The 21,781-nt window shown below is 43.3% G+C and carries 19 protein-coding genes; 7 read left to right on the forward strand and 12 right to left on the reverse strand.

What is annotated here, in order from left to right:
* Nucleotides 1–120: 120 nt before the first annotated feature.
* From HC246_RS14000 to HC246_RS14030, 7 genes are all read right to left on the reverse strand, one after another.
* Nucleotides 121–1,206 (reverse strand): aliphatic amidase, encoded by a 1,086-nt coding sequence (locus tag HC246_RS14000; protein ID WP_169363911.1) that lies wholly within the window; start codon nt 1,204–1,206, stop codon nt 121–123.
* A gap of 832 nt (nt 1,207–2,038) precedes the next feature.
* Nucleotides 2,039–3,001 carry a sll0787 family AIR synthase-like protein gene (locus HC246_RS14005; protein ID WP_169363912.1) on the reverse strand — a complete coding sequence of 321 codons (963 nt, stop codon included), beginning with the start codon at nt 2,999–3,001 and terminating at the stop codon, nt 2,039–2,041.
* 57 nt (nt 3,002–3,058) lie between these two features.
* Complete coding sequence (locus tag HC246_RS14010) at nt 3,059–3,565, reverse strand: MSMEG_0567/Sll0786 family nitrogen starvation N-acetyltransferase (RefSeq protein ID WP_169363913.1); 507 nt, start codon at nt 3,563–3,565, stop codon at nt 3,059–3,061.
* A 10-nt stretch (nt 3,566–3,575) separates the two neighbouring features.
* Nucleotides 3,576–4,667, reverse strand: a complete 1,092-nt coding sequence (locus HC246_RS14015; RefSeq protein WP_169363914.1) for an MSMEG_0568 family radical SAM protein — start codon at nt 4,665–4,667, stop codon at nt 3,576–3,578.
* Nucleotides 4,660–5,637, reverse strand: a complete 978-nt coding sequence (locus HC246_RS14020) for a Nit6803 family nitrilase (RefSeq protein ID WP_169363915.1) — start codon at nt 5,635–5,637, stop codon at nt 4,660–4,662. Before HC246_RS14020 ends, HC246_RS14015 begins: the two co-directional genes overlap by 8 nt.
* A gap of 13 nt (nt 5,638–5,650) precedes the next feature.
* The gene (locus tag HC246_RS14025) at nt 5,651–6,133 is read right to left on the reverse strand and encodes an MSMEG_0572/Sll0783 family nitrogen starvation response protein (RefSeq protein ID WP_169363916.1); all 483 of its coding nucleotides are present in this window, start codon (nt 6,131–6,133) and stop codon (nt 5,651–5,653) included.
* 189 nt (nt 6,134–6,322) lie between these two features.
* Nucleotides 6,323–7,606, reverse strand: a complete 1,284-nt coding sequence (locus tag HC246_RS14030) for an MSMEG_0569 family flavin-dependent oxidoreductase (protein WP_169363917.1) — start codon at nt 7,604–7,606, stop codon at nt 6,323–6,325.
* A gap of 193 nt (nt 7,607–7,799) precedes the next feature.
* Here HC246_RS14030 and HC246_RS14035 point away from each other — a divergent pair, with 193 nt between their 5' ends.
* From HC246_RS14035 to menC, 7 genes are all read left to right on the forward strand, one after another.
* Complete coding sequence (locus tag HC246_RS14035; protein WP_169363918.1) at nt 7,800–7,988, forward strand: hypothetical protein; 189 nt, start codon at nt 7,800–7,802, stop codon at nt 7,986–7,988.
* A gap of 267 nt (nt 7,989–8,255) precedes the next feature.
* Nucleotides 8,256–8,957 (forward strand): ATP-dependent Clp protease proteolytic subunit, encoded by a 702-nt coding sequence (locus HC246_RS14040; protein ID WP_126389628.1) that lies wholly within the window; start codon nt 8,256–8,258, stop codon nt 8,955–8,957.
* A gap of 273 nt (nt 8,958–9,230) precedes the next feature.
* Entirely contained in the window at nt 9,231–9,824 is a 594-nt protein-coding gene (locus HC246_RS14045; RefSeq protein WP_169363919.1) for an ATP-dependent Clp protease proteolytic subunit, read from the forward strand.
* Nucleotides 9,825–9,941: 117 nt separating this feature from the next.
* Nucleotides 9,942–11,213 carry a cation:proton antiporter gene (locus HC246_RS14050; RefSeq protein ID WP_169363920.1) on the forward strand — a complete coding sequence of 424 codons (1,272 nt, stop codon included), beginning with the start codon at nt 9,942–9,944 and terminating at the stop codon, nt 11,211–11,213.
* 285 nt (nt 11,214–11,498) lie between these two features.
* Complete coding sequence (locus tag HC246_RS14055) at nt 11,499–13,796, forward strand: response regulator (RefSeq protein WP_169363921.1); 2,298 nt, start codon at nt 11,499–11,501, stop codon at nt 13,794–13,796.
* A 31-nt stretch (nt 13,797–13,827) separates the two neighbouring features.
* A complete protein-coding gene (locus HC246_RS14060) occupies nt 13,828–15,459 on the forward strand; it encodes a response regulator (RefSeq protein WP_225902957.1) in 1,632 nt (543 codons plus the stop codon).
* A gap of 188 nt (nt 15,460–15,647) precedes the next feature.
* Nucleotides 15,648–16,652 carry an o-succinylbenzoate synthase gene (gene menC / locus HC246_RS14065; protein ID WP_169363922.1) on the forward strand — a complete coding sequence of 335 codons (1,005 nt, stop codon included), beginning with the start codon at nt 15,648–15,650 and terminating at the stop codon, nt 16,650–16,652.
* 200 nt (nt 16,653–16,852) lie between these two features.
* On the opposite strand, the gene HC246_RS14070 is transcribed toward menC, so the two are convergent.
* The 5 genes from HC246_RS14070 to cphA form a co-directional block, all read right to left on the reverse strand.
* Nucleotides 16,853–17,230: a hypothetical protein gene (locus HC246_RS14070; RefSeq protein WP_169363923.1), complete on the reverse strand. Its 378-nt coding sequence runs from the start codon at nt 17,228–17,230 to the stop codon at nt 16,853–16,855.
* 181 nt (nt 17,231–17,411) lie between these two features.
* Entirely contained in the window at nt 17,412–17,693 is a 282-nt protein-coding gene (locus HC246_RS14075; protein ID WP_169363924.1) for a DUF3593 domain-containing protein, read from the reverse strand.
* Nucleotides 17,694–17,700: 7 nt separating this feature from the next.
* Nucleotides 17,701–18,006: a DUF2499 domain-containing protein gene (locus HC246_RS14080; RefSeq protein WP_169363925.1), complete on the reverse strand. Its 306-nt coding sequence runs from the start codon at nt 18,004–18,006 to the stop codon at nt 17,701–17,703.
* Nucleotides 18,007–18,056: 50 nt separating this feature from the next.
* The gene (locus HC246_RS14085) at nt 18,057–19,034 is read right to left on the reverse strand and encodes a carbohydrate kinase family protein (protein WP_169363926.1); all 978 of its coding nucleotides are present in this window, start codon (nt 19,032–19,034) and stop codon (nt 18,057–18,059) included.
* Nucleotides 19,035–19,055: 21 nt separating this feature from the next.
* Nucleotides 19,056–21,644 (reverse strand): cyanophycin synthetase, encoded by a 2,589-nt coding sequence (cphA, locus tag HC246_RS14090; protein ID WP_169363927.1) that lies wholly within the window; start codon nt 21,642–21,644, stop codon nt 19,056–19,058.
* Nucleotides 21,645–21,781 lie beyond the last annotated feature (137 nt).

Here is a 21,781-nt window from a genome sequence, read left to right on the forward strand (position 1 = left end):
CTGTAATTAAAAATAATCTAGTTATAGCGTTTACCAACCTAGTGAAGTTCAGGTTTGGTTCCCTGCCTTTGGCGGGGAACCAAACCTATGTATCTCGCTTGCTTGAAAAGCGCTATAAAACTAGCCCTTAACTGAAACTGGAACGGTTTCGGGTTTGGCTTTTTCTACCGAGGGGATAGCCTGCTGGTTCGGAATACCAACAATTGGACATTCTGCTGTACCAACAGTTGAACGAGTAATTGCCTCGGAACTTTCTTTTGCCTTCTTTGGATCAAGAACCCAATCTCGATAGAATTCAAAGGGACATTCTCCCTTACCTTGATTGCCATCACCTGAATTGAGCATTCCAGTATAGCCACGATGCATCAGCTTGAAGATGTGATTCTGCGATTGGGCATTCTTACGGAAGTCGCGGATCGCAAACTTAGACAAAGCAGCATATTGAATACCATTTTCTTCTTCTCCGCATTCACCAAGGGTGCGCCCATCAAATCCAACGATCGCCGAATGACCAAAGTAACTATAAACCCCATCAAATCCAGAGGCATTTGCCACCGCCACATAGGTATTATTCATCCATGCCATCGCCTTAGAAACAATGATTTGCTGCTCCTTAGCGGGATACATATAACCCTGACAGCGCACAACCAACTCTGCGCCACGCATGACACAATCGCGCCAAATTTCAGGATAGTTACCATCATCACAAATAATCAAGCTGATCTTCAAGCCCTTAGGACCCTCTGAGACGTAGGTGCAGTCGCCAGGATACCAACCTTCTATTGGAGTCCAAGGCATGATCTTGCGATATTTCTGAACAATTTCACCGCGATCATTCATTAAAATCAAGGTGTTATAAGGCACTTTATTTGGATGAGCCTCATGTTTTTCACCTGTTAAAGAAAATACTCCCCAGACTTTATTCCTAATACAAGCTTGTGAAAAGATTGCAGTTTCTTCACCAGGAACTGTTGCGGCAGTTTCCATCATTTCCTTAGGATCGTACATGATGCCGTGGGTAGAATATTCTGGAAAGATCACCAGATCCATACCAGGTAAGCCAACCTTCATTCCATCAATCATTGAAGCAATTTTCTTGCAATTTTCAATGACTTCTTCCTTGGTATGCAGGCGCGGCATTTTGTAATTAACAACCGCAACTCCAACGGCATCTTCGCTCGAAGATATATCGCCATGATAAGACATAAAATCCTCTACTTATTATAAATAAATTTAGATTTTGTTTAGCTGCAAAAGACGTGCTGAGAAATAATAATAATTACTCTTGCTTCTTAATTTGATTGCTAAACATTTTATAATTAATAAATACAACTCAAATCCATAGCTAATTTAATAAAAGAATCAACAACAATATTTGTTCTTGATTTACGAAGTCTTAGCAAGGATATTAACAGTTAAGTATCTAGGTATAATTAAAACCAATATCCAAAAACTATAGTGCAGGCTGCGCGTGCGTCAAAAGTTTTAGGATTATATGTTTAATTTCACTTAGCTACGTGATAACTATTATAGAACTCACAAAAATGGAGATTGTATCGTTTACAACCTATTGATTCACCAATTCTAAAGATGTAGTGAGGATGAAATACAATAGATCATTCGATAAATTGTCTCATAGCTACGTGAGGATTTCCTGATGTTTGATTTGTTTGGTTTATTCAATATTTCAGCGAAAAATATAGCAAATTTTAGCTTGGCGAGTACAGTAGCAAGAGAGAGTAAACCAAGGTTGAAAATCTGAACTAGAAAGACTATTGAATATACTCTCATGCTGATTTATATCTAAAAAACTTTTATCCTTTCTCCTATGCTGTACCTCACCAAGCTGCAATTTGCTATATTTTCATTGATTTTTATGTTGTTATATGTATGTTATCGATGATAACATTTCTAAGAAATTAATCCCTAATAATTAATGGTTAAAAAGCTAGACAAACGAAAATCATTTACTATTGAAAACTTAACAAACCGTAGGTGATTTACTATTTTACAATCTCTTGTTTCTCAAAACTGCAACTCAAAATCCAGTTAAAGCTTCATGCTTGAAATCCCAAAACAAACATGATTCACCTTGCGATCGCAATATCAATTGAGTGTTTGCTTGTACTTCCCCAATCACCGCGCAGACTAAATCCTGTTGCTCAAATTCCGCTTGTACATTAGCTAAATGTTCGGGTCGGATGCTCAAGAGAAATCCATAGCTAGGAAATGAAGTTAACCATTTTTCGAGCGAAAGTGAATCAGGGCAAGGAACGCGATCGAGATCGAGAATTGCGCCACATTTAGAGGTTTCTAAGAGCATCAGCAATGTGCCAACAATTCCACCCATGCTGATATCCTTACCTGCGTCACACCAACCATTCGCCGCTAGTCTTGGTAAGATGGCTAGATTTTGGCGCAATCGCTCAGGCTCGGCGGTGGTGGCAGCATTCCAAAAGGCATAATCGGAATGACATTGCCCGCGAAAATCCGTTGCGATTAATAACAAATCGTTGGGCTGAGCCTTGAAACTAGAGATCAGATGGTGAGCGCGTCCTAAAATAGCCACAGATAGAGCATTGTAAATACTATGACAATTAGTATGACCGCCAACAATGGGAACTTGATAGGCAAGAGATGCAGCGCACATTCCTTCCCATATTGGTGCGGTCTGTTCGCGGGTTTGACTCCAAATGCTATCGACAACGGCGATCGGCACGCCTCCCATCGCGTAGATATCGCTCACATTGACCATCACCGCACACCAACCCGCAAACCAAGGGTCAGTTTCAATTAGTTGGGGTAACATTCCCTCAGAAGCTAATAGTAAATAGCCATCGCTATCGGGAATCGCTGCACAGTCATCACCGATTAAAACCCGATCGCTTTGCCATATGTCAGCTTGCCTCGCCCGATATAACGCCTTTGCCGCCGTTTGAATATCTTGCTTTTGTGGCAAACTAAGCGATCGCTGCAATCTTTTTACCAGTTCTGAAAGCATTGTAGTCCTAATAAAATATGGATAAGAATAGGCGACGCTTCGCGCTGCCCATTCTTACTAAGATACCTTGTGACTTTGCCAAAGGAGACTAGGACATAGCTCGATCGCCGCAGGATAGAAATTGAGATCGGCTTCCATTAAGTGATGAGGGCGATCGCAAATCGTGATCTCTTTTAGAGATTCCCAATGGAGACGCTGGAAAAAGCGCACGTTCTGTAATTGGACTGTTGCCAAAAAGCGATCGCAGCCCCAAGTATTTGCCGTGGTGACAGCCTTATGGATCAATCCTTTGCCAATCTGCCAACCACGACGAAATTCTGGATGAGTCCCCAATCTCCCCCCATACCAAAGTCTGGGCTGGGTTTCGTATATTCTGACCACACCGACAACGCGATCGCTGGCGGTTTCTATGGCAACAATGGGATAAGCGGTTTTATCGATATCATCAAGATCGTCTTCTTCAAATACATCCTGCTCTTCCACAAAGATCGCCCTTCTTAAATCGAAGTAATCTTTTATTTCTTTAGGAGAGGTGGCAAGTTTAAAAATATAAGGTTGTGTCATATTCTTCTTTCTATAATTTTTCAAAAGTAGAAAGCGCCGAGCAAGCGCCGCACTTACCGCAACCCGCTTTCATATCTGCCGAAGACATTCCTGCTTGCTTGAGCATTTGCCCAATCTTTTCATAGAGCGCAAACATAAACTCACTCTTGGGAGCAGGATGATTGGCTAAAGGTGTTCCAGAGATCGGCACAAAGGGAACCACAAAGGGATAAACACCACACTTAATCAGGCGATCGCTAATTTCCACTAGCGTCTCAAAACTATCACCCAAGCCAGCTAGTAAATAGGTACTCACCTGTCCCCAACCAAATACTTTCACCGCCGCCGCAAACGCTTCAAAATAATATTCGATTGGTACTGATGCTTTACCTGCCATAATCCACGATCGCACCTTTGGATCGGCTGCTTCCAAATGCATCCCTAAAGTATCAATTCCAGCCGCCTTCATCCTCTCAAACCAGATAAAATCATCGGGCGGTTCGCATTGCGCCTGAATTGGAATATCCACTTTTGCCTTAATTGCCTTAGCGCATTCAGTTAAATAAGCTGCACCGCGATCGCTAGTATTTGGTGTACCTGTAGTCATCACCAGATGTTTAACCCCGTCAAGACGTACAGCAGCTTCGGCAACTTCCGCAAGTTGTGATGGAGTCTTTTTGGCGATCGTCCGCCCTGCTTCTAGGGATGCACCGATCGCGCAAAATTGACAGGATGTTTCAGTGTTGTTGTAACGCATACAGGTTTGTAAAACCGTTGTGGCTAGCACATCACGGCTATGTAACAAAGCAATTTTGCGATAGGGAATTCCATCCGCAGTTGTCAGGCTGTAAAATTTAGGTTCCTGCGGAAAGGCGATCGGCATGATTTCCTGCCCATCCATTCGCAGTACTAGCTGATCGGTCTCTGGATCGATCGCTGCCGTATAGGGCGATCGCGACGATGAGTCAGTATAAATGGGAACCATTACCGTAGTGCCATCAATGGCGATCGCCTTGTGATCGGAAGGACCTGCACCACCTTTACGACCCGCCACCCCAATATTCGGCTCTACCCAACTCAAACCCTGCGTTTGAATGTCTGTAATTAATTGTTGCTTATTCATCGGCTACATTAGTTAATTGATCGGGGAATTGGCTAGAAAATCGGTTATCCATCGCCGACCAAGGCTGGGAGTTGAGATGCAATTGCAGAAGATCGGGGCGGGAATAGTGACCAACTGAATCCATCATCCGCTTACGTTTCGTGATCAGCGAAAAATCAAGATCAGCGATCGCCATACCTTCCCCTTCCGTAATTGGCGGACAGAGATGATTGCCCTCTGGTCCAATAATGGCAGTGTTACAACCACCACTGAGTACTTTTTGTAACTTTTCGTCAGTAGTAATCTGCGCGACCTGTTCTGGTGACAGCCAACCTGTGGAATTTACTACAAAGCAACCCGACTCCAAAGCATGATGACGAATTGTCACTTCAATCTGATCCGTAAAAATCTGTCCAACCATCGAACCAGGGAACTGAGCGCAATGGATTTGCTCATGTTGGGACATCAGCGCATATCTTGCTAAAGGATTGTAATGCTCCCAACATGCCAAAGCTCCAAGTTTTCCCACAGCACTATCCACCACAATTAGCCCCGCGCCATCACCTTGTCCCCAAACCATACGTTCGTGATAGGTTGGCGTAATTTTGCGCCGCTTTAACAACAAAGTGCCATCGGCATCAAAAATTAGCTGCGTATTGTACAGCGAACCGCGATCACGTTCATTTATCCCTAGCACCACCGCGATCTCATAGGCTTTAGCAGCATCACCGACCGCCTCAGTCACAGGACTGGGTACAGTCACCGCCTCTTCGTAAAGACGCATATGTTCTTTACCCATTAATACGGGCGGCTGCACAAAGGAGAAATAGGGATAGTAAGGAATAAATGTTTCTGGAAAAACAACCAGTTGAGCGCCTTCTTTTGCGGCTTTAGCGATCGCATCGAGAACCTTCTCAGTTGTACCATCGCGACTAAACAGAACAGGGCTAATTTGAACGGCGGCGGCTCTAACTGTGCGCGAATAATCCATGGGAAATAGTAACCTACAGAGTCCAAGTATCGAGAATAAAAGCACCATCCTTGCGATGCATCAGGATAATATCCAACACATCAAGGGGGCTAATTGGACGAATTCCAGGGAGGAGAGATGGTTCTCCATGACCATAGAGAGCTTGGAGCGCAAACCGACAAGCGTAGACCTTGCCACCTTCAGATATAAATTTGGTGATTTGATCGCCAAAATTCTGATGTCCTGGGAAGGCGCTATCACCTAATTTAGGAAAACCGCGCTGAATTCCTAAAGTTACCCCAGGTCCATAGAGCAGAATAGAAGTCTCAAATCCTTTTCTCTGTAGGCGGGTTGCTTGCAGCAAGTTTACAAACCCAATCGAACCTTCAAAAGCAACTGTATGAAAAGTCACCAGTGCTTTCTCTCCCGGATCCGCTTTGACATCTGGAAATACTTTCTCTTCGTAATCAACAAAGCAGTCACCACTTTGATGAGCAGGGGTCGTAACCTGAGGCATAATTTTTATCTTTAATAAGATGATGGATATTGATTGATGAAATGCTTGATCAAATGCAATCAATCACGTTTAGATTAAGCGCTCTTTTGTATGAACTTTTGTAACACTGAATACGGAAGAGGCAAAGCTGTAACCAATGTTACGAATTTCAAAAAATATTTCGCACGCTTAGCATGTAAAACATTCCACTTACGAACCTAATAAAAACTCATTGACAACATTCCAAGCACTAGACTGAGTGACTTTTTTACTAGAAATAATATGGTCAGCTAAATAATTAGCATCCCTCGCCACTCCCGAAAATCTTCCTGAACCCCAAGTGTATAGCCAAGGAAGTCCCAAGAAGTAAAAGCCACTCGCATCAGTGACACCACGCTTATGTCCTGGATAACCCTTGCCATCAAACACAGGAATCTCAATCCAACTAAAATCACTATGGTAGCCCGTACACCAGATCACAGTGCTAATATTCGCTACGACCCAATCGATCTCTAAGATTGATTCCTGAGGTTGCCATACAGGTTGATAGGGCGGATCGACAGGTGCTTGAATCTGATTCTTCTCTATAAATTCATCAATAGTTTTCTTGATGCTCTCCGCCACCGCATCAGCAGCATCAAGATTTTGAGCTAAGTCATCAAAAAACTCTAATTTTTCGTGATTAACCGACTTCAATCGCCCATGCAATTGCATCCCTTCGATCGCAAATTGACGTAAATTAATTTCCCGACCACCATCTCGCCCTGTCACATAATGGTTTGCCTTCGCTCTGACCTTATCTTTTTGAGGATGCTCATCGATCGTCAAATCATAATAGCCCATGCGATCTAGCCAATCCACCACATCTTGTCCACGATAACGCCGAGGCGATCGCGGTGCACTGCCAACACATAGATGCACCTGCTTACCTGCTAGGTGCAAATCTTCGGCAATCTGACAGCCCGATTGCCCTGTCCCGACCACCAAGATTGCGCCATCAGGTAGTGACTCTGGATTTTGGTATTGAGACGAATGGATCTGCGCGATATTTTCTGGGAATCTTTCTGCAATTTTAGGTATTTTGGGATTGTGATAGCCGCCCACCGCAACCACGACCTGATCGGCTGTAAAATCACCAATCGAAGTAATGATTTCATATGCATTCAAGGTGTGATTCTTACTTACTTTTAAGACCTCTACGCTTTCCTTAATCGGTGGCGAGAATGACGCGGCATATTCCTCAATATATTTAACAATGTCATCCTTTTGCATAAACCCATGAGGATCGTTGCCATTGTAGTGATAACCAGGAAGTTGACATTGCCAATTAGGCGTAACTAAACAAAAAGAATCCCATCGGCGATCGCGCCATGAATGTCCAATTCTATTTTTTTCAAAAATAATATGATCGATACCTCTTTCCTTTAAGCAATAGCTCATAGACAGCCCAGCCTGACCGCCACCAACTATGATTACGGAATAATGATTTTGCATTTACGAACTTCCCTTTTGATAGCTTGTCCTGAGAGTAAGCGCTGCATTGAAGGATGTTTTGTAACTTCTAATACGAAAGCGTAAACTCTAGGATAAAAGTCTATTCCCTGCCAAGTTATACCTTGGGTTTTAGAAACTATTAGCGAAGTCTGGGCGAGACAACTTTCTTAGGAAGTTACGTGGAACTCAGGGTATGAACTTCTTGCTGCTAGCACAGCAGGGCAACCACGAGGGGATTGCCCCTACAGATTGGTATTATTTTTGGCGATCGCTTACAAGCGATCGTGCTCATCAGGTTCCCCATGAGGTACTTTCGCCAACACCTTCTCAAACGCATCCCAACTTACCCGCCTTGACTTCTCTACTAAATATCCATAGTTGACCACACCGCAAGCTGAGACGACAATGCGATCGCTCTTAGCAGTCTCTTAGCAGTCTCTTAGCAGTTAAATATGCAGCAAAGATAAAAGCTCTAGATGTCACATCAATGATATTAAAACGAGAAAATTGGCTTGCTGACACTAGAGGCGATCGCTCTCAAAATCGAGACTTAGGCGGCTAACCCTACATCAATCTTGGCTCAGATCGGCAATTGCAGTGGGATCGCTGTGATAAGCTAACAGTGTTAGTGTCATTAACACGAATAAACATGGATCGACCTTCTCGCTCTGTTCCCCAAGCCGCACAAGCCGCCTATTACGGGGATTCGTCATACGGACGCACACCGCCGCCTGACTTACCTTCGCTATTGCTAAAAGAGCGGATTATTTACTTTGGGTTGCCTCTTGTATCACCCGACGAATACAAACAGCAGCTTGGTGTCGATGTTACAGAATTGCTCATCGCCCAACTCCTCTATTTGCAATACGAAGATCCTGAAAAACCGATTTTCCTATATATCAACTCCACGGGGACATCTTGGTACACAGGTGATGCGATCGGCTTTGAAACCGAAGCCTTTGCCATCTGTGACACACTCAACTATATCAAGCCTCCCGTCCATACCATTTGCCTCGGACAAGCAATGGGAACAGCAGCGATGATCCTCGCCAGTGGCACTAAAGGTTTCCGCGCCAGTTTACCCAATGCCAGCATTGTCCTGCACCAAGCACGTCGCCAAACTAGAGGACAAGCCTCTGACCTTCAAATTCAGGCAAAGGAAGTCTTAACTAACCGCGAAGCGATGTTACGCATCCTATCGCGCACTACTGGTAAAACGCCCGAAGTACTGACTAAAGATATGGATCGGATGTTCTACATGACTCCTGAGCAAGCCAAGGAATATGGCATCATCGATCGCGTTCTCGAAAGTACTAAGGACTTACCGAAAGCTGTTCCTGCCCTTGTTTAGCTGTTAGCCATTAGCTGTTAGCTGTTAGCTATTAGCCGTTAGCTCAGTTAATTTCAAATTCCATAGCCAACATCAAGATAGCTATCAAAAGCTAAAAGCTAAAAGCTAAAAGCTAAAAGCTAAAAGCTAAAAGCTAAAAGCTAAAAGCTAAAAGCTAAAAGCTAAAAGCTAAAAGCTAAAAGCTAAAAGCTAAAAGCTAAAAGCTAAAAGCTAAAAGCTAAAAGCTAAAAGCTAAAAGCCAAAGCCAATCACTTAATTACCAATTCTAAAACTATGCCTATCGGTGTTCCTAGAGTTCCCTATCGCTATCCCGGTGACTCCTTTACGCAGTGGATCAGCATCTACGAGCGTCTATCGATGGAGCGCATCATCTTTTTGAGTGGAGAAGTTACAGATGGCATGGCAAACTCGATCATTGCCCGTCTGCTCTACTTTGATTCTGAAGATCAAAACAAAGATATCTACATGTATATCAACTCCCCCGGTGGATCGGTTTCCGCAGGGTTGGCGATCTTTGACACCATGCAGCATATCAAGTCAGATGTCACCACTATTTGCGTTGGTCTTGCTGCCTCGATGGGTTCCTACCTGCTGATGGCTGGCTCTAAGGGCAAGCGCTATGCTCTGCCCAATGCGCGGATCATGATCCACCAGCCTTCAGGCGGTACAAGAGGTCAAGCCTCTGATATTGAGATTGAGGCAAAGGAAATTATTCGCATCCGCCATAAGTTGAATGAGGAATATGCTAAGCGCACTGGTAAGCCCCTCGAAAAAATTGAGCGGGACATGAACCGTGACTACTACATGTCTTCACAGGAAGCTCTGGAATATGGTCTGATCGATCGCGTTCTTGAATCAACCCCATAAACTTAAAAAAGGTGCTAAACCACCTTTTTTTCTTTTTTGTAATATCTTGATATTTCAAGTATCCTTGCGAGAGGATACTTTTTTTATTGCGATCGCCCTATTAAAGCACCAGAATTTATGACAAATTCAGAACTACTGCTTGAGCTATTGTTGCAATTGACCGTGATTTTGTCTGCTTGCAAATTAGTGTCTTACTTTGGAAAACGCTATTTAGGACAAACTGAGGTCGTAGGGGAAATGTTGGCTGGGATTATGCTGGGACCTTCATTATTTGGCATGATTGCACCAGATCTCCAGCAATGGCTATTTCCCAAAAGCCCAATTATTGCCGATGCAACACATCTCTTACCGAACCCTTCGATGTCGATTTTGTATGCGCTCAGCCAAATTGGGCTAATGATTTATATGTTTTTGGTGGGCTTAGATCTAAACATGGATCTATTACGCAATCGGGCGAAAAGTGCAGGCATTGTCTCGATCGCAGGAATTCTCGTACCGTTTAGCTTGGGAGCGATCGCCGCTTTTGGTTTGCATGGCAAGGACTTATTCAGTCCCAACATTACGCCTTGGGCAGCCGCTTTGTATATGGGCGCTTCCATGTCGATTACTGCCTTTCCGATGTTGGCAAGAATTTTGCATGAACGGGGGTTGATCAAAACTAAACTCGGTACGCTGGTGTTAGCCGCAGGTTCACTTGATGACGCGATCGCATGGTGTTTACTAGCATTGGTTCTTGCCAGTATTAAAAGCTCTATTAATGTGGCGTTTATTGCGATCGGTGGCACATTAGCCTACGTGATCTTCATGTGGTTTTTCGGGCAACGCCTTCTTCGAGTCTTTAGTTATTGGACTAGACGCGATGGTGAGGTGACGATTCAAACCTTAACCTTTGTGTTTATCATCATGATGGTTTGTGCTTATTACACTGATTTTGTGGGTGTTCATGCTATTTTTGGCGCATTTGTTTTAGGTATCGTCATGCCACGTGGTCATTTCGCCGAATCAGTCCATAAGCATCTGGAATATCTGACCACCTCATTACTCGTACCGATTTTCTTTGTATTTTCAGGATTGAATACGCAACTGGGGCTACTGAATGCACCGCATTTATGGGCGATCGCCTTGCTAATTATCCTGATTGCGGTACTGGGCAAAGGGCTAGCCTGTACACTTGCCGCTAAATATTCAGGCGAGAATTGGCGCAATTCGATGACCGTAGGGGCTTTGATGAATACGCGGGGGATGATGGAATTAATTATTTTAAATATTGGTTTAGAGCAGGGGTTAATCACACCCACTTTATTTACGATCATGGTGATTATGGCGATCGTAACCACGGTTATGTGTTCACCACTAGTGACATTTTTAGTAGATTCTTCTCAACAATAAAGAAAAAAATAGTTTTGAAAGTGTGTCTTCGTCTTGCTTTCAAACTGAATAGTAATAATAGTTATCAAAAAAACAAAAATGAATAGATAAATAGTAATTATAATGATGGGTAGCGGGGGGATATTTGACTGGTTTGACAGCAATATCTTGACAACTTGAATAGTTGGTAGTTCTAAAAGAGTAAGGATAGATGGTGATTTGTACGGTCTATCCTTAGCTATATACATCCTTTACTTTTTAGGACTACCGAATAGTTAATTAGTCAACTAAAAAGAGATTGAGAATATGAAAATTAAAGAGAAAATAGTTTATGGCTATGTACTAGCATTAGGCATAGCACTCATGGGAACTGGTGGAGGATTAATAGCAGGTAACTACTATCAACAACAAGCCTTGCAAACACTGCAAAATGCCTTTCGAGAAAGGAAACTACTGAGTACATTGCAAGTTGATATTTTATATAATCGCCCTGCTAAACAACTGACACCTTTAATCAAAAATCCACAGGCTTTTCGAGAAGAAAGCTTGAAACTAGTGGAAAGAGTTAATAAAATCAAGTCCCTTGTAATCAAACATAATCAATCTGGGAAACCGTCTTCTCTTGAGGGATTACAGCCAATTTTGCAAGATTATGAAGTCACTGTTACCACCTTTACTCAAAAAGCTCAAGATTTTGTAGAAGAGAGTAATGCAATTTTTAACAATGAACCAGTGGACAGTCAAAAATTGCAAACAATGGTGGTCAATCTTGTCCAAAGCAAAGAATTTGTTAAATTTATTGAATTTCCCGATCGCTTAAGAGCCTTTTATGAAAAAGCTGAAGATCTAGAAAACTCAGCAAATATTAGTCTGCTTAATGCAGAAACTATCCGCACCCAAATTATTATCTCTAGTCTATTAATCTCGATAATCATTGCTATTGTTATCGCCTTATATGTAAGTCAAACGATCGCTAAACCAATTCAGACAGTTAACAAGATTGCTTTACAAGTTACGAACGAATCTAACTTCAATCTGCAAGTTCCTATAGAAACTGAAGACGAAGTTGGGATTTTAGCTTCTTCCATCAATCGTATGATTCATTATGTGCAGGAGCTACTGCAAACACAACAGGACTATACCGATAAGATTCGTGAAGCCAAGGATATTGCTGATGCTGCTAATCAAGCCAAGAGTGAGTTTCTTGCCAACATGAGCCATGAGTTACGCACTCCCCTCAATGGCATTCTTGGCTATACTCAGATTCTCAGTCGCTCAACAACCTTATCCGAAAAAGAACGGCATGGTATCCAAATCATTCATCAATGCGGAACCCATTTACTCACTCTCATTAATGATGTTCTCGATCTATCCAAAATTGAAGCAAGGAAACTGGACTTAGATCTTCAACCCGTTCATTTAACCTCATTTTTGCAGGGTATAGCAGAAATTTGTCGAGTCAGGGCAGACAAAAAAAATATTCAGTTTATTTACCAAGTAGATTCTCATCTCCCATCGGCAATTGTTTTTGATGAAAAGCGTCTGCGCCAAGTCTTGCTGAATCTGATCAATAATGCCATTAAGTTTACCGATCAAGGTCATGTGAACTTTAGCGTTCACAATGTTACTCCTGAAGCTGTAGAATCACAGTCTCAAACTCGCATTCTGTTTCAAGTTGCTGATACAGGTGTGGGTATTGATGCGGCAAATCTAGAGAGCATCTTCCATGCCTTTGAACAGGTTGGCGACAAAAAACGCTATAGCGAAGGTACAGGCTTAGGCTTAGCAATTAGTCAAAGAATTGTCCAAATCATGGGCAGTAGTATTCAAGTCAAGAGCGAACTCGGTGTAGGTAGTACCTTCAGCTTTGAGATTAACTGTGACACCTCTCATGACTGGGTGAAATATCTGTTGAGCGATCGCGAGCAGCAAATAACGGGCTATGAAGGCGCACCAAGACGAATTTTAGTCGTTGATGATCGTTGGGAAAATCGCTCAGTGCTGGTCAGTTTATTGGAAGCAGTTGGCTTTCAATTAATCGAGGCAGAACATGGGGAACAAGCATTAGCAAAGTTACAACAACAGCCTGTAGATTTAGTCATCACAGATATCGTGATGCCTGTGATGAATGGCTTTGAATTTTTAAAACTAGTACGAAGTGAAGAACCCATTAAATCAGTGCCTGTGATCGTGTCCTCGGCATCCGTATCGGATATTGATCGTCAGAAAAGCCTACAAATGGGTGGCAATGATTTCTTGCCCAAGCCTGTTAATGTTGAGGAGTTATTTAGCCTCATTGCCAACCATCTCCAGTTGAAGTGGCAATATACTCAAGTCCAGCCATTCTCCTCACCAATAGAAGATACTAGTCAAGATTATCAGGTTGTTGACATGGTTATTCCGCCTTCAGAGTATTTGCGGCAACTCTTAGAATTAGCCCAAAATGGTCTATTACTCAAATTAGTCCAGATTGCAGAACAGATTGGTCAGCAGAGCAATCGCTATCTTCCTTTCACAAAGAAGATCACGCAAATGGCAAAACAGTTCCAAATTGAAGAGATTGAGTCTCTAATGTTGCAATATCTGCAACTTGAGCAGCATTAAAGCGAAATTATAAAAAATAAAAAGTAAACATATGACTGCCCAACCACCAAAATCTCCCAGCCTAATCCTCATTGTTGATGATGTCCCAGCCAATCTAGATGTTCTATCAGAAACTTTGAGTCATGAAGGCTATGATGTGTCGATCGCGACGAGCGGGGAACGTGCCTTACTCCAAATATCGCGGATATTACCTGATCTCATTTTGCTGGATATTCAAATGCCTGAGATGGATGGCTTTAGTGTCTGTCAAAAGCTCAAATCATCTCCTGAAACTGCTCAAATCCCTGTCATTTTTATGACTGCCTTAACGGATTTAGACAGTAAAATGAAGGGCTTTGATCTAGGCGCTTTAGACTACATTACTAAACCCTTTCAAGATCGAGAAGTTTTAGCTCGCATTAAAACCCACTTACAATTAAGCAAACTTACTAAACATTTAGAAAAGGAAGTTGCAGAGCAGGTCATTTCCCTCAAGCAAGCTAAAGAAGCTGCGGAGAAAGCCAATATTGCCAAAAGTCAATTTCTGGCAAATATGAGTCATGAACTGCGGACTCCCCTCAATGCAATTTTAGGAATTACTGAAGGATTACAGGACGAAGTTTTTGGAGAAATCAACGAGAAACAAGTTAAAGCCTGTCAAATTGTGGAAAGCAGTGCTTACCATTTACTATCCCTAATTAATGACATTCTCGATGTTGCCAAAATTGAATCAGGACAAATCAATCTTGATTATAGTATTGTCAGCGTTGACCAACTTTGCCAAGCTAGTCTAACTTTTATTAAGCAACAGGCTCAAAAGAAAGGAATTCAAATACTCATTAAGTTACCAATTAATTTACCTAACTTAAGAGTCGATGAACGGCGGATCTGCCAAGCTTTAATCAATCTGCTTACCAATGCGGTCAAATTCACGCCTGAGGGTGGAACTATTACCTTAGAAGTGACATTCCCATTAGTTAAGCAAGAATTGCCATCATCAAAAACTTATTTACGTTTCGGTATTATTGATACTGGTGTAGGCATAGCTCCCGAAGATATTGATCGCCTCTTCCAGCCCTTTGTCCAAGTCGATAGCGATCTTAATCGTCAATATGAGGGTACAGGTTTAGGACTGACCTTGGTGAAACGGCTAGTGGAACTACATGGTGGTGTTGTAACGATTAGCAGTCAGCTTGGTGTAGGCAGTTGCTTTACGATTGATTTACCCTATGAAGAGATAGAAGTGCCTCTTCCAGATGTAGCGAAAAAGCTTTCTCCCAGTGAGCAGTTGATGCCATCGATACAATCAGATAAATTGACATCACCGCTAGTTTTATTAGCAGAAGATAATGAAGCGAATATCATTTCCATTTCTGCTTACCTTCATGCAAAGGAATATCGTCTTGTCGTCGCAAAAAATGGGGAAGAAGCGATCGCTTTAGCAAAATCGCAGAGACCAAATCTGATCTTGATGGATATTCAAATGCCCAGACTCGATGGATTAGAAGCGATCAGACAAATTCGTCTTGATCCAAGTTTGGAGAAAGTGCCAATTGTGGCGCTTACTGCATTAGCCATGAGTGGCGATCGTGAACGTTGTTTGGAGGCAGGAGCCGATGAATATCTCTCAAAACCTGTGAAATTAAAAGAATTATCTCTAGCTATCCAGAAACTACTGACATAATTTTCATCTAACAATTTCTGCATAGAATTACAGCACTTTGCGCTCAAACCCAAACCAAGAAATTTTTTAAAAGCGTTGCAAAGCAACGCTTTTAAAAAATTTCTTGTGGTTCTTTTGATCGAAAACTGCTGTAGGATGGGCAGATCGAAGCGCCGCCTATCCTATCCCTAAAACACCAATTTTATCCTGTGTCTTTCACTATTCAATCCATTCTCTTTAAGCCCTATCGCCTAGCCTTCTATGAACCTTTTCGGACTGCTTTAGGCATACTTTCCCATCGGGAAGGATTTGTGATTGAAATTCGCGATCGCCAAAATCGCATTGGCTTAGGAGAAACTGCGCCATTAGATGGCTTTGGTATGGAATCACTTGTGGAGTCCGAAGCGATTTTAAGACAGTTCTCAAAATCATTAATTAATGCCGAAATCGAGAATCTGTGTGATATTGAGGAATTACTGAGAGAATGCGATCGCACACCTGCGGCAAAACATGGACTTGAGTTAGCCTTAATCAATTTATTGGCCCAATCTCAAAACCTATCATTGGCGCAATTATTAGCAAATTCTGTGAATGGAATAGTCCGCGATCAAGTCTCCATGAATGCGGTGATTGGGGCGATCGCGCCAGAACTCGCTGCCGCCAAAGCTCAAGAATATATTACTCAAGGCTATCGTTGCCTCAAAATTAAAGTTGGTACTCAGGATTTTAGCTCAGATTTGCGAAGAGTCGAAGCAGTGCGATCGCAAGTTGGTCATGATATTCAAATTCGCATCGATGCTAATCAGGCATGGTCTGTGGCTGAGGCGATCGCGAATTTAACAAAATTAGCATTTCTGCAAATCGAATATGTCGAGCAGCCTGTTGCGGCTTTAGATTTAACAGGTATGGCAGCAGTAAGGCGATCTCAATCAATTCCTGTCGCCGCCGATGAGTCTGTCAATAATCTCACCCAATTACAGCAGGTGATTACATCTCAAGCCGCCGATATTATTATTCTCAAACCAATGGCATTAGGGGGTATCCTAACTGCCCATCATGCGGCATTCATGGCTTTGCAAGCGGGCTTAGATGTAGTGGTGACGACAACTATTGATGGTGCGATCGCTCGACAAGCCGCTTTTGAGCTAGCCGCCGCTTTACCAATTAAGAGAGCTTGCGGTTTAGCCACAGGTCATTTACTGATTGAAAAATAAGTAGCTTAGGCTCTTACGAATAAAAATGTCCCACCAAAGTTATCTAGCTTCGACTTCGCTCAGCTAACGTTGGCTGAGCGGAGTCGAAGCCAGAGGTACTTTAATTAATAGCAAGTCCCTTAGCATTACTAGATTTTGATGTCGTCCGCTATGCAGGCGACATCAAAATAATTAGCAACAGGGCTTTGCCCTGTTGCTAATTATTTTTCGCGACGCGATGTGCCTGACTCTTGGAAAATCTGCACAGCATTGAGAGGATCGCTACTGAAAGTGCCAGAGCGATTAACTTTTTGAGGCGACGCATTGTAATTACCGGGGATGACTGGCTGAATAGCCTCAACCTCAAGATTGATATTCTGAATCTTGAGATTGGAATTTGGTAAATCGCGTTCTAGGGAAAATTGGTCGGTATTAGTCGGCACAATCGGTTGACCTTGGGCAGGTCGTAACCGCTCCGCATCGCCTTTATGGGGCTGGAGCGAATCTTGTTGTTGTGCCCATACTGGACTTGCAGCACCAGCGATCGCCAAAATTGCGACCATAGAAACTTGAGAAATGTATTGATAATATTTGTTCATAAATTCCTCGTCTCGGCGGTTAGCAACATGATCCGCATAATTGCTCATTATAGCCATCACAACCCCAAAAAAGGAGGTGCGCCACATATAGCAACGAAAGAGATAGCTAGAACAAATCAAAACCCAAGAAACGAGTTGCGGCGCGGAGCGCCGCAACTCGTTTCTTGGGTTTTAAATAGAGTTATTTCTTGGCTTTGAGGGCATTTTTAAATCCCAAGACCAACAAAATATTGGTCATTGTCAAAAAAGATTCGGCACTACCATGTAGCCAATCGACATTCGCTAAGACATCGTGATATTTAGTTTGAGCATAAATCCCTGCAGGGATGGTAATTGCCACAAACACTAATGTGCCATAAAAACCCCAGAGTCCTAATTTAGGAAATTGCTTGGATTTGGTCGCAAACCAGAGAAAGGCAAGATAGGGAAATAGAGATAATCCGAATAGGGTTTCTTTTGACATAGATTTATCAAGTTTCGACCGATCGCGAAATTTTCCAAATGAAATAGGTAGCGATCGCTAAAGTGCAATTACCCACTAAGGTCATGGCAGCTTGAACGGTTACTAACCATTCTAAAGAGTCAGCATTATCAAAAAAATGCCAAGTCACAGCACACATGGCACTCACCAAAGCGGGAAACATCGCCCATGCTAAACCGCGCCATCCGCGATCGGGATTTTGCTTGTCATATTGCCAAATGAGCCAAATCGCTAAAACCCATTCGATCACGCTAGAGACATGAATTATCCAAGTTGGCAAAGAGAGAGCGTGCATAGTAGTTTCTGTTCTTGTTTATAGGTGGTGCGAAGCGCCACCTATAAAACTTAGTGTTTTGCTTCGCGCATAGCTAAAAATTCACGAATTTGGCGATCGTTTGGTTGTCCTGCGATCGCTCCCATATCCAGAGTGGATAATGCACCTGCGGCACTGGCATAGGCAATTACCTCATCGGCAAATTGCGGATCTTGCAGGTGGGTCAGTGGTCGATGATAGATCTTATGAATGAAGGCAGCTAAAAATGCATCCCCCGCACCTGTTGTATCAATCGAATAGACAGGAAAAGCAGGATGTTTGCTCTGTTTTTCGCCTAAATAATAGCGACAGTCCTTATCGCCATTGGTAATGATAATGCCTTCAAGATGGCTATAGGCTTGAGCGATCGCCGCAGGACTAGTTAACCGAAAGAGCAGCTTGGCTTCATCTTCAGTTAGTTTCAGGAAATCAGTGTATCGCAGCAATACTGGTAACAACTTAGCCACCTGTTCAGGATGCTTCCAAAACATGGCTCGCCAGTTCACATCAACGATGACCTTTACAAAATTCTCTTCGGCAAGCTTGAGTGCTCGACCGATTGCCCTTGAAGTTTGAGGATTAGCTAGCCCCAGAGTACCTAATACAAGGAACTTGGCATCGACAAATAAATGCGCTGGCAAATGCTCTGCCGATAGTAAAGTATCAGCAAATACGGTCTGAGCATCACCATTAAAACGATTGAAATGGCGATCGCCCTTAGCATCACGGGTGACATATACTTCACGGGTGACAGCTTCAGGATGCACCTGTACCCCCGAAGTTTCTACACCTGCGACCCCCAATTGCTTAAGTAAGTCGGCTCCTGTGGCATCTTGTCCCACAGCACTAATTAAACTAACTGGTGTTCCCAGCTTGGCTAAGCCACAGGCAACATTAGCAGGTGCTCCACCTAAATAGGGTTTCCAAGTATTCACTTGGTCATAGGGAACACCCGCATCTTCAGCAATTTGATCGATTAAGACTTCGCCAAGGCAAATTACACGCGGCATAGGCGGATTTTATCGCAGTTATTATTGCAATTTAGACTTTCGCGCTTCAATGATAGCAATAGCTGCATCCACTTTATCGGGGAATACAACAACGAGACTGCTCTGAGGGGCGCTATCCAAAGCTGCTGTGAGGGCTTCCGCTTCATCAAGAATTGTAATACAGGGAATATTGCTATTTACTTCCTCCACACCTTGACGCAGGAGATCCGCTACCACACGAGGCTTACGTCCCCGTAAGTCTTTGTCTTCTTTAATAAAAATGCGACTAAACATACCTGCCGCTAGTTGCCCCAGTTCAATGATGTCCTCATCACGGCGATCGCCTGGTGCACCAATGACACCGATCGCTTCACCTTCCCACTTTTGGATAAAATCGGCGATCGCTTTAAATCCCGCAGGGTTGTGAGCATAGTCAACTAAGGCGTGATATTTACCCAAGTCAAACAAGTTCATCCGTCCGGGGGTTTGGGCGCTGGAGGCAACAAAGGTGGCTAAGCCCTGACGAATTTGTTCGATCTGGACATCTTGTGTAAAGGCGGCTAAGCTCGCGGCGAGAGAATTTTGAATATTAAATGCAGCACGACCACCGAGGGTTAAAGGTACATTTACCGCTTCTTCGATCCGTAGTTTCCAGTCACCCTTGAGAATGGTGAGATATCCTTCTTCATAAATGGCTGCAAGTCCACCTTGGGCAATGTGGGAGGTAATCAAAGGATTGTCAGTATTCATGCTGAAGTAAGCAACCTTGGCTTGTACTTCTTTTGCCATCGCCACAACTAATGGATCATCGGCATTGAGCACCGCATAGCCACTGGGTAAAGCAGTTCTGACAACGACACTCTTCAACCTTGCGAGATCGTCAATGGTATCAATGTCACCAATACCAAGGTGATCCGCTTCCACATTCATCACTACCCCGACATCACAACCATCAAAGCCTAAGCCCGATCGCAAAATGCCCCCCCTCGCAGTTTCGAGTACAGCGACTTCGACGGTAGGATCGCGCAGAATCACTTGAGCGCTATAGGGACCAGTCGTATCGCCTTTTTCGACTAAGCATTCGCCAATGTAAATACCGTCGGTAGTGGTATAGCCAATCCGCTTACCTGTTTGTTTGAAAATATGAGCAATCAAGCGTGTGGTCGTAGTTTTACCATTTGTACCCGTAATTGCCACAATGGGAACTCTCGTCGGCGAACTCGGGGGGAATAACATCTCAATTACAGGCGCAGCAACATTACGCGGTGTACCGATGCTCGGCGCTGTATGCATCCTAAATCCGGGGGCAGCATTGACCTCGACGATCGCGCCATCTGTTTCGCGTACTGGTAAGGAAATATCTTCAGTAACGACATCAATCCCTGCGATATCGAGTCCGATAATGCGAGCAACTCGTTCCGCCAACCAAACATTTTCTGGGTGAATCTCATCGGTGCGATCTACAGATACGCCTCCTGTACTGAGGTTGGCAGTTGCCTTGAGATAACAAACCTGTCCTTTAGGAGGTACGGATTCGAGGGTAAAGCCTTGTCTGGCAAGAATATCTAAACTCGTGCGATCAATTTCAATACGGGTAAGCACATTATCATGACCATCTCCACGACGAGGATCTTGATTGGTAATTTCAATTAATTGCGAAATCGTGGATACGCCATCACCAGTAACATTTGCTGGCACACGCTCAGCCACAGCTACAAATTTGCCATTAATTACCAAGACGCGATGATCCCGACCTGTATGGAAGCGCTCAATAATTACTTCCTCTGAGACTTCCTGCGCCATGTCAAAAGCATCGATCGCTTCTTTAATCGTTCGTACATCAATAGTGATTCCGCGTCCATGATTACCATTGAGCGGTTTAATCACGATCGGAAAACCGCCAACTTCGGCGATCGCATCTTCTAAATATTTAGGCGATCGGATTGTCGTTCCCCTCGGCACAGGCACGCCCGAATCCCGCAAAATTTGTTTAGTTCCCTCTTTATCGCAGGCTAGTTCAACCGCTAAAATTCCTGTTTTATTAGACAAGGTTGCTTGAATACGGCTTTGATGCACACCATAGCCCAATTGAATCATGGCTCGGCTACCTAGCTCTAACCAAGGGATATTTCTTGCCTTCGCCTCAGCAACTATCGACTCGGTACTTGGACCTAATTGACCGTCAAGACGAATATCCCTTAAATCCTTGAGATCCTCTTGTAGCTCACTGGTGGCATAGGTTCCCGTTTCCAGAATACTCGTGCAAATCCTGACTGCTGCCCGCGCTGCATAACGTCCCGCTTGTTCGGTTTGATATTCAAAGACCACTTGATAAACATTTGGCTCAACCGTTGCTCGGATTGCACCAAACTCGACCTTCATGCCGACATAGCCCTGCAAAGCGATCGCAATGTCTTTCACGACTTCTGCTAAAAAGTCAGCATCACTTAGATTTTGATGTTGAGCAATATCTTTCCCCGCTAGACTTGGCAAAACCTTAGTTAGGTTTTGATAAAAACTAGCCCGTTGTACTTGAAAACCCTCTAAATCTAGGCGTGCAACTACAAGCTGATGCCGTTGAATACTCCAATAGTTTGGACCCCGTAATGTTTGGATTTTGAGAATTTTCATAGTCAAGCGTCTTTAAGGTGCATCCAATGCCTAAGTTTCGAGTATCTAATCCTAGCGATCTTATGGATCATCATTTTGTATAAATTGAACCAAATTATTATTTTCAGCATCGTAGACACTGAAAATATCCTAATTAA

The sequence above is a fragment of the Pseudanabaena yagii GIHE-NHR1 genome, assembly GCF_012863495.1.
GTDB lineage: Bacteria > Cyanobacteriota > Cyanobacteriia > Pseudanabaenales > Pseudanabaenaceae > Pseudanabaena > Pseudanabaena yagii.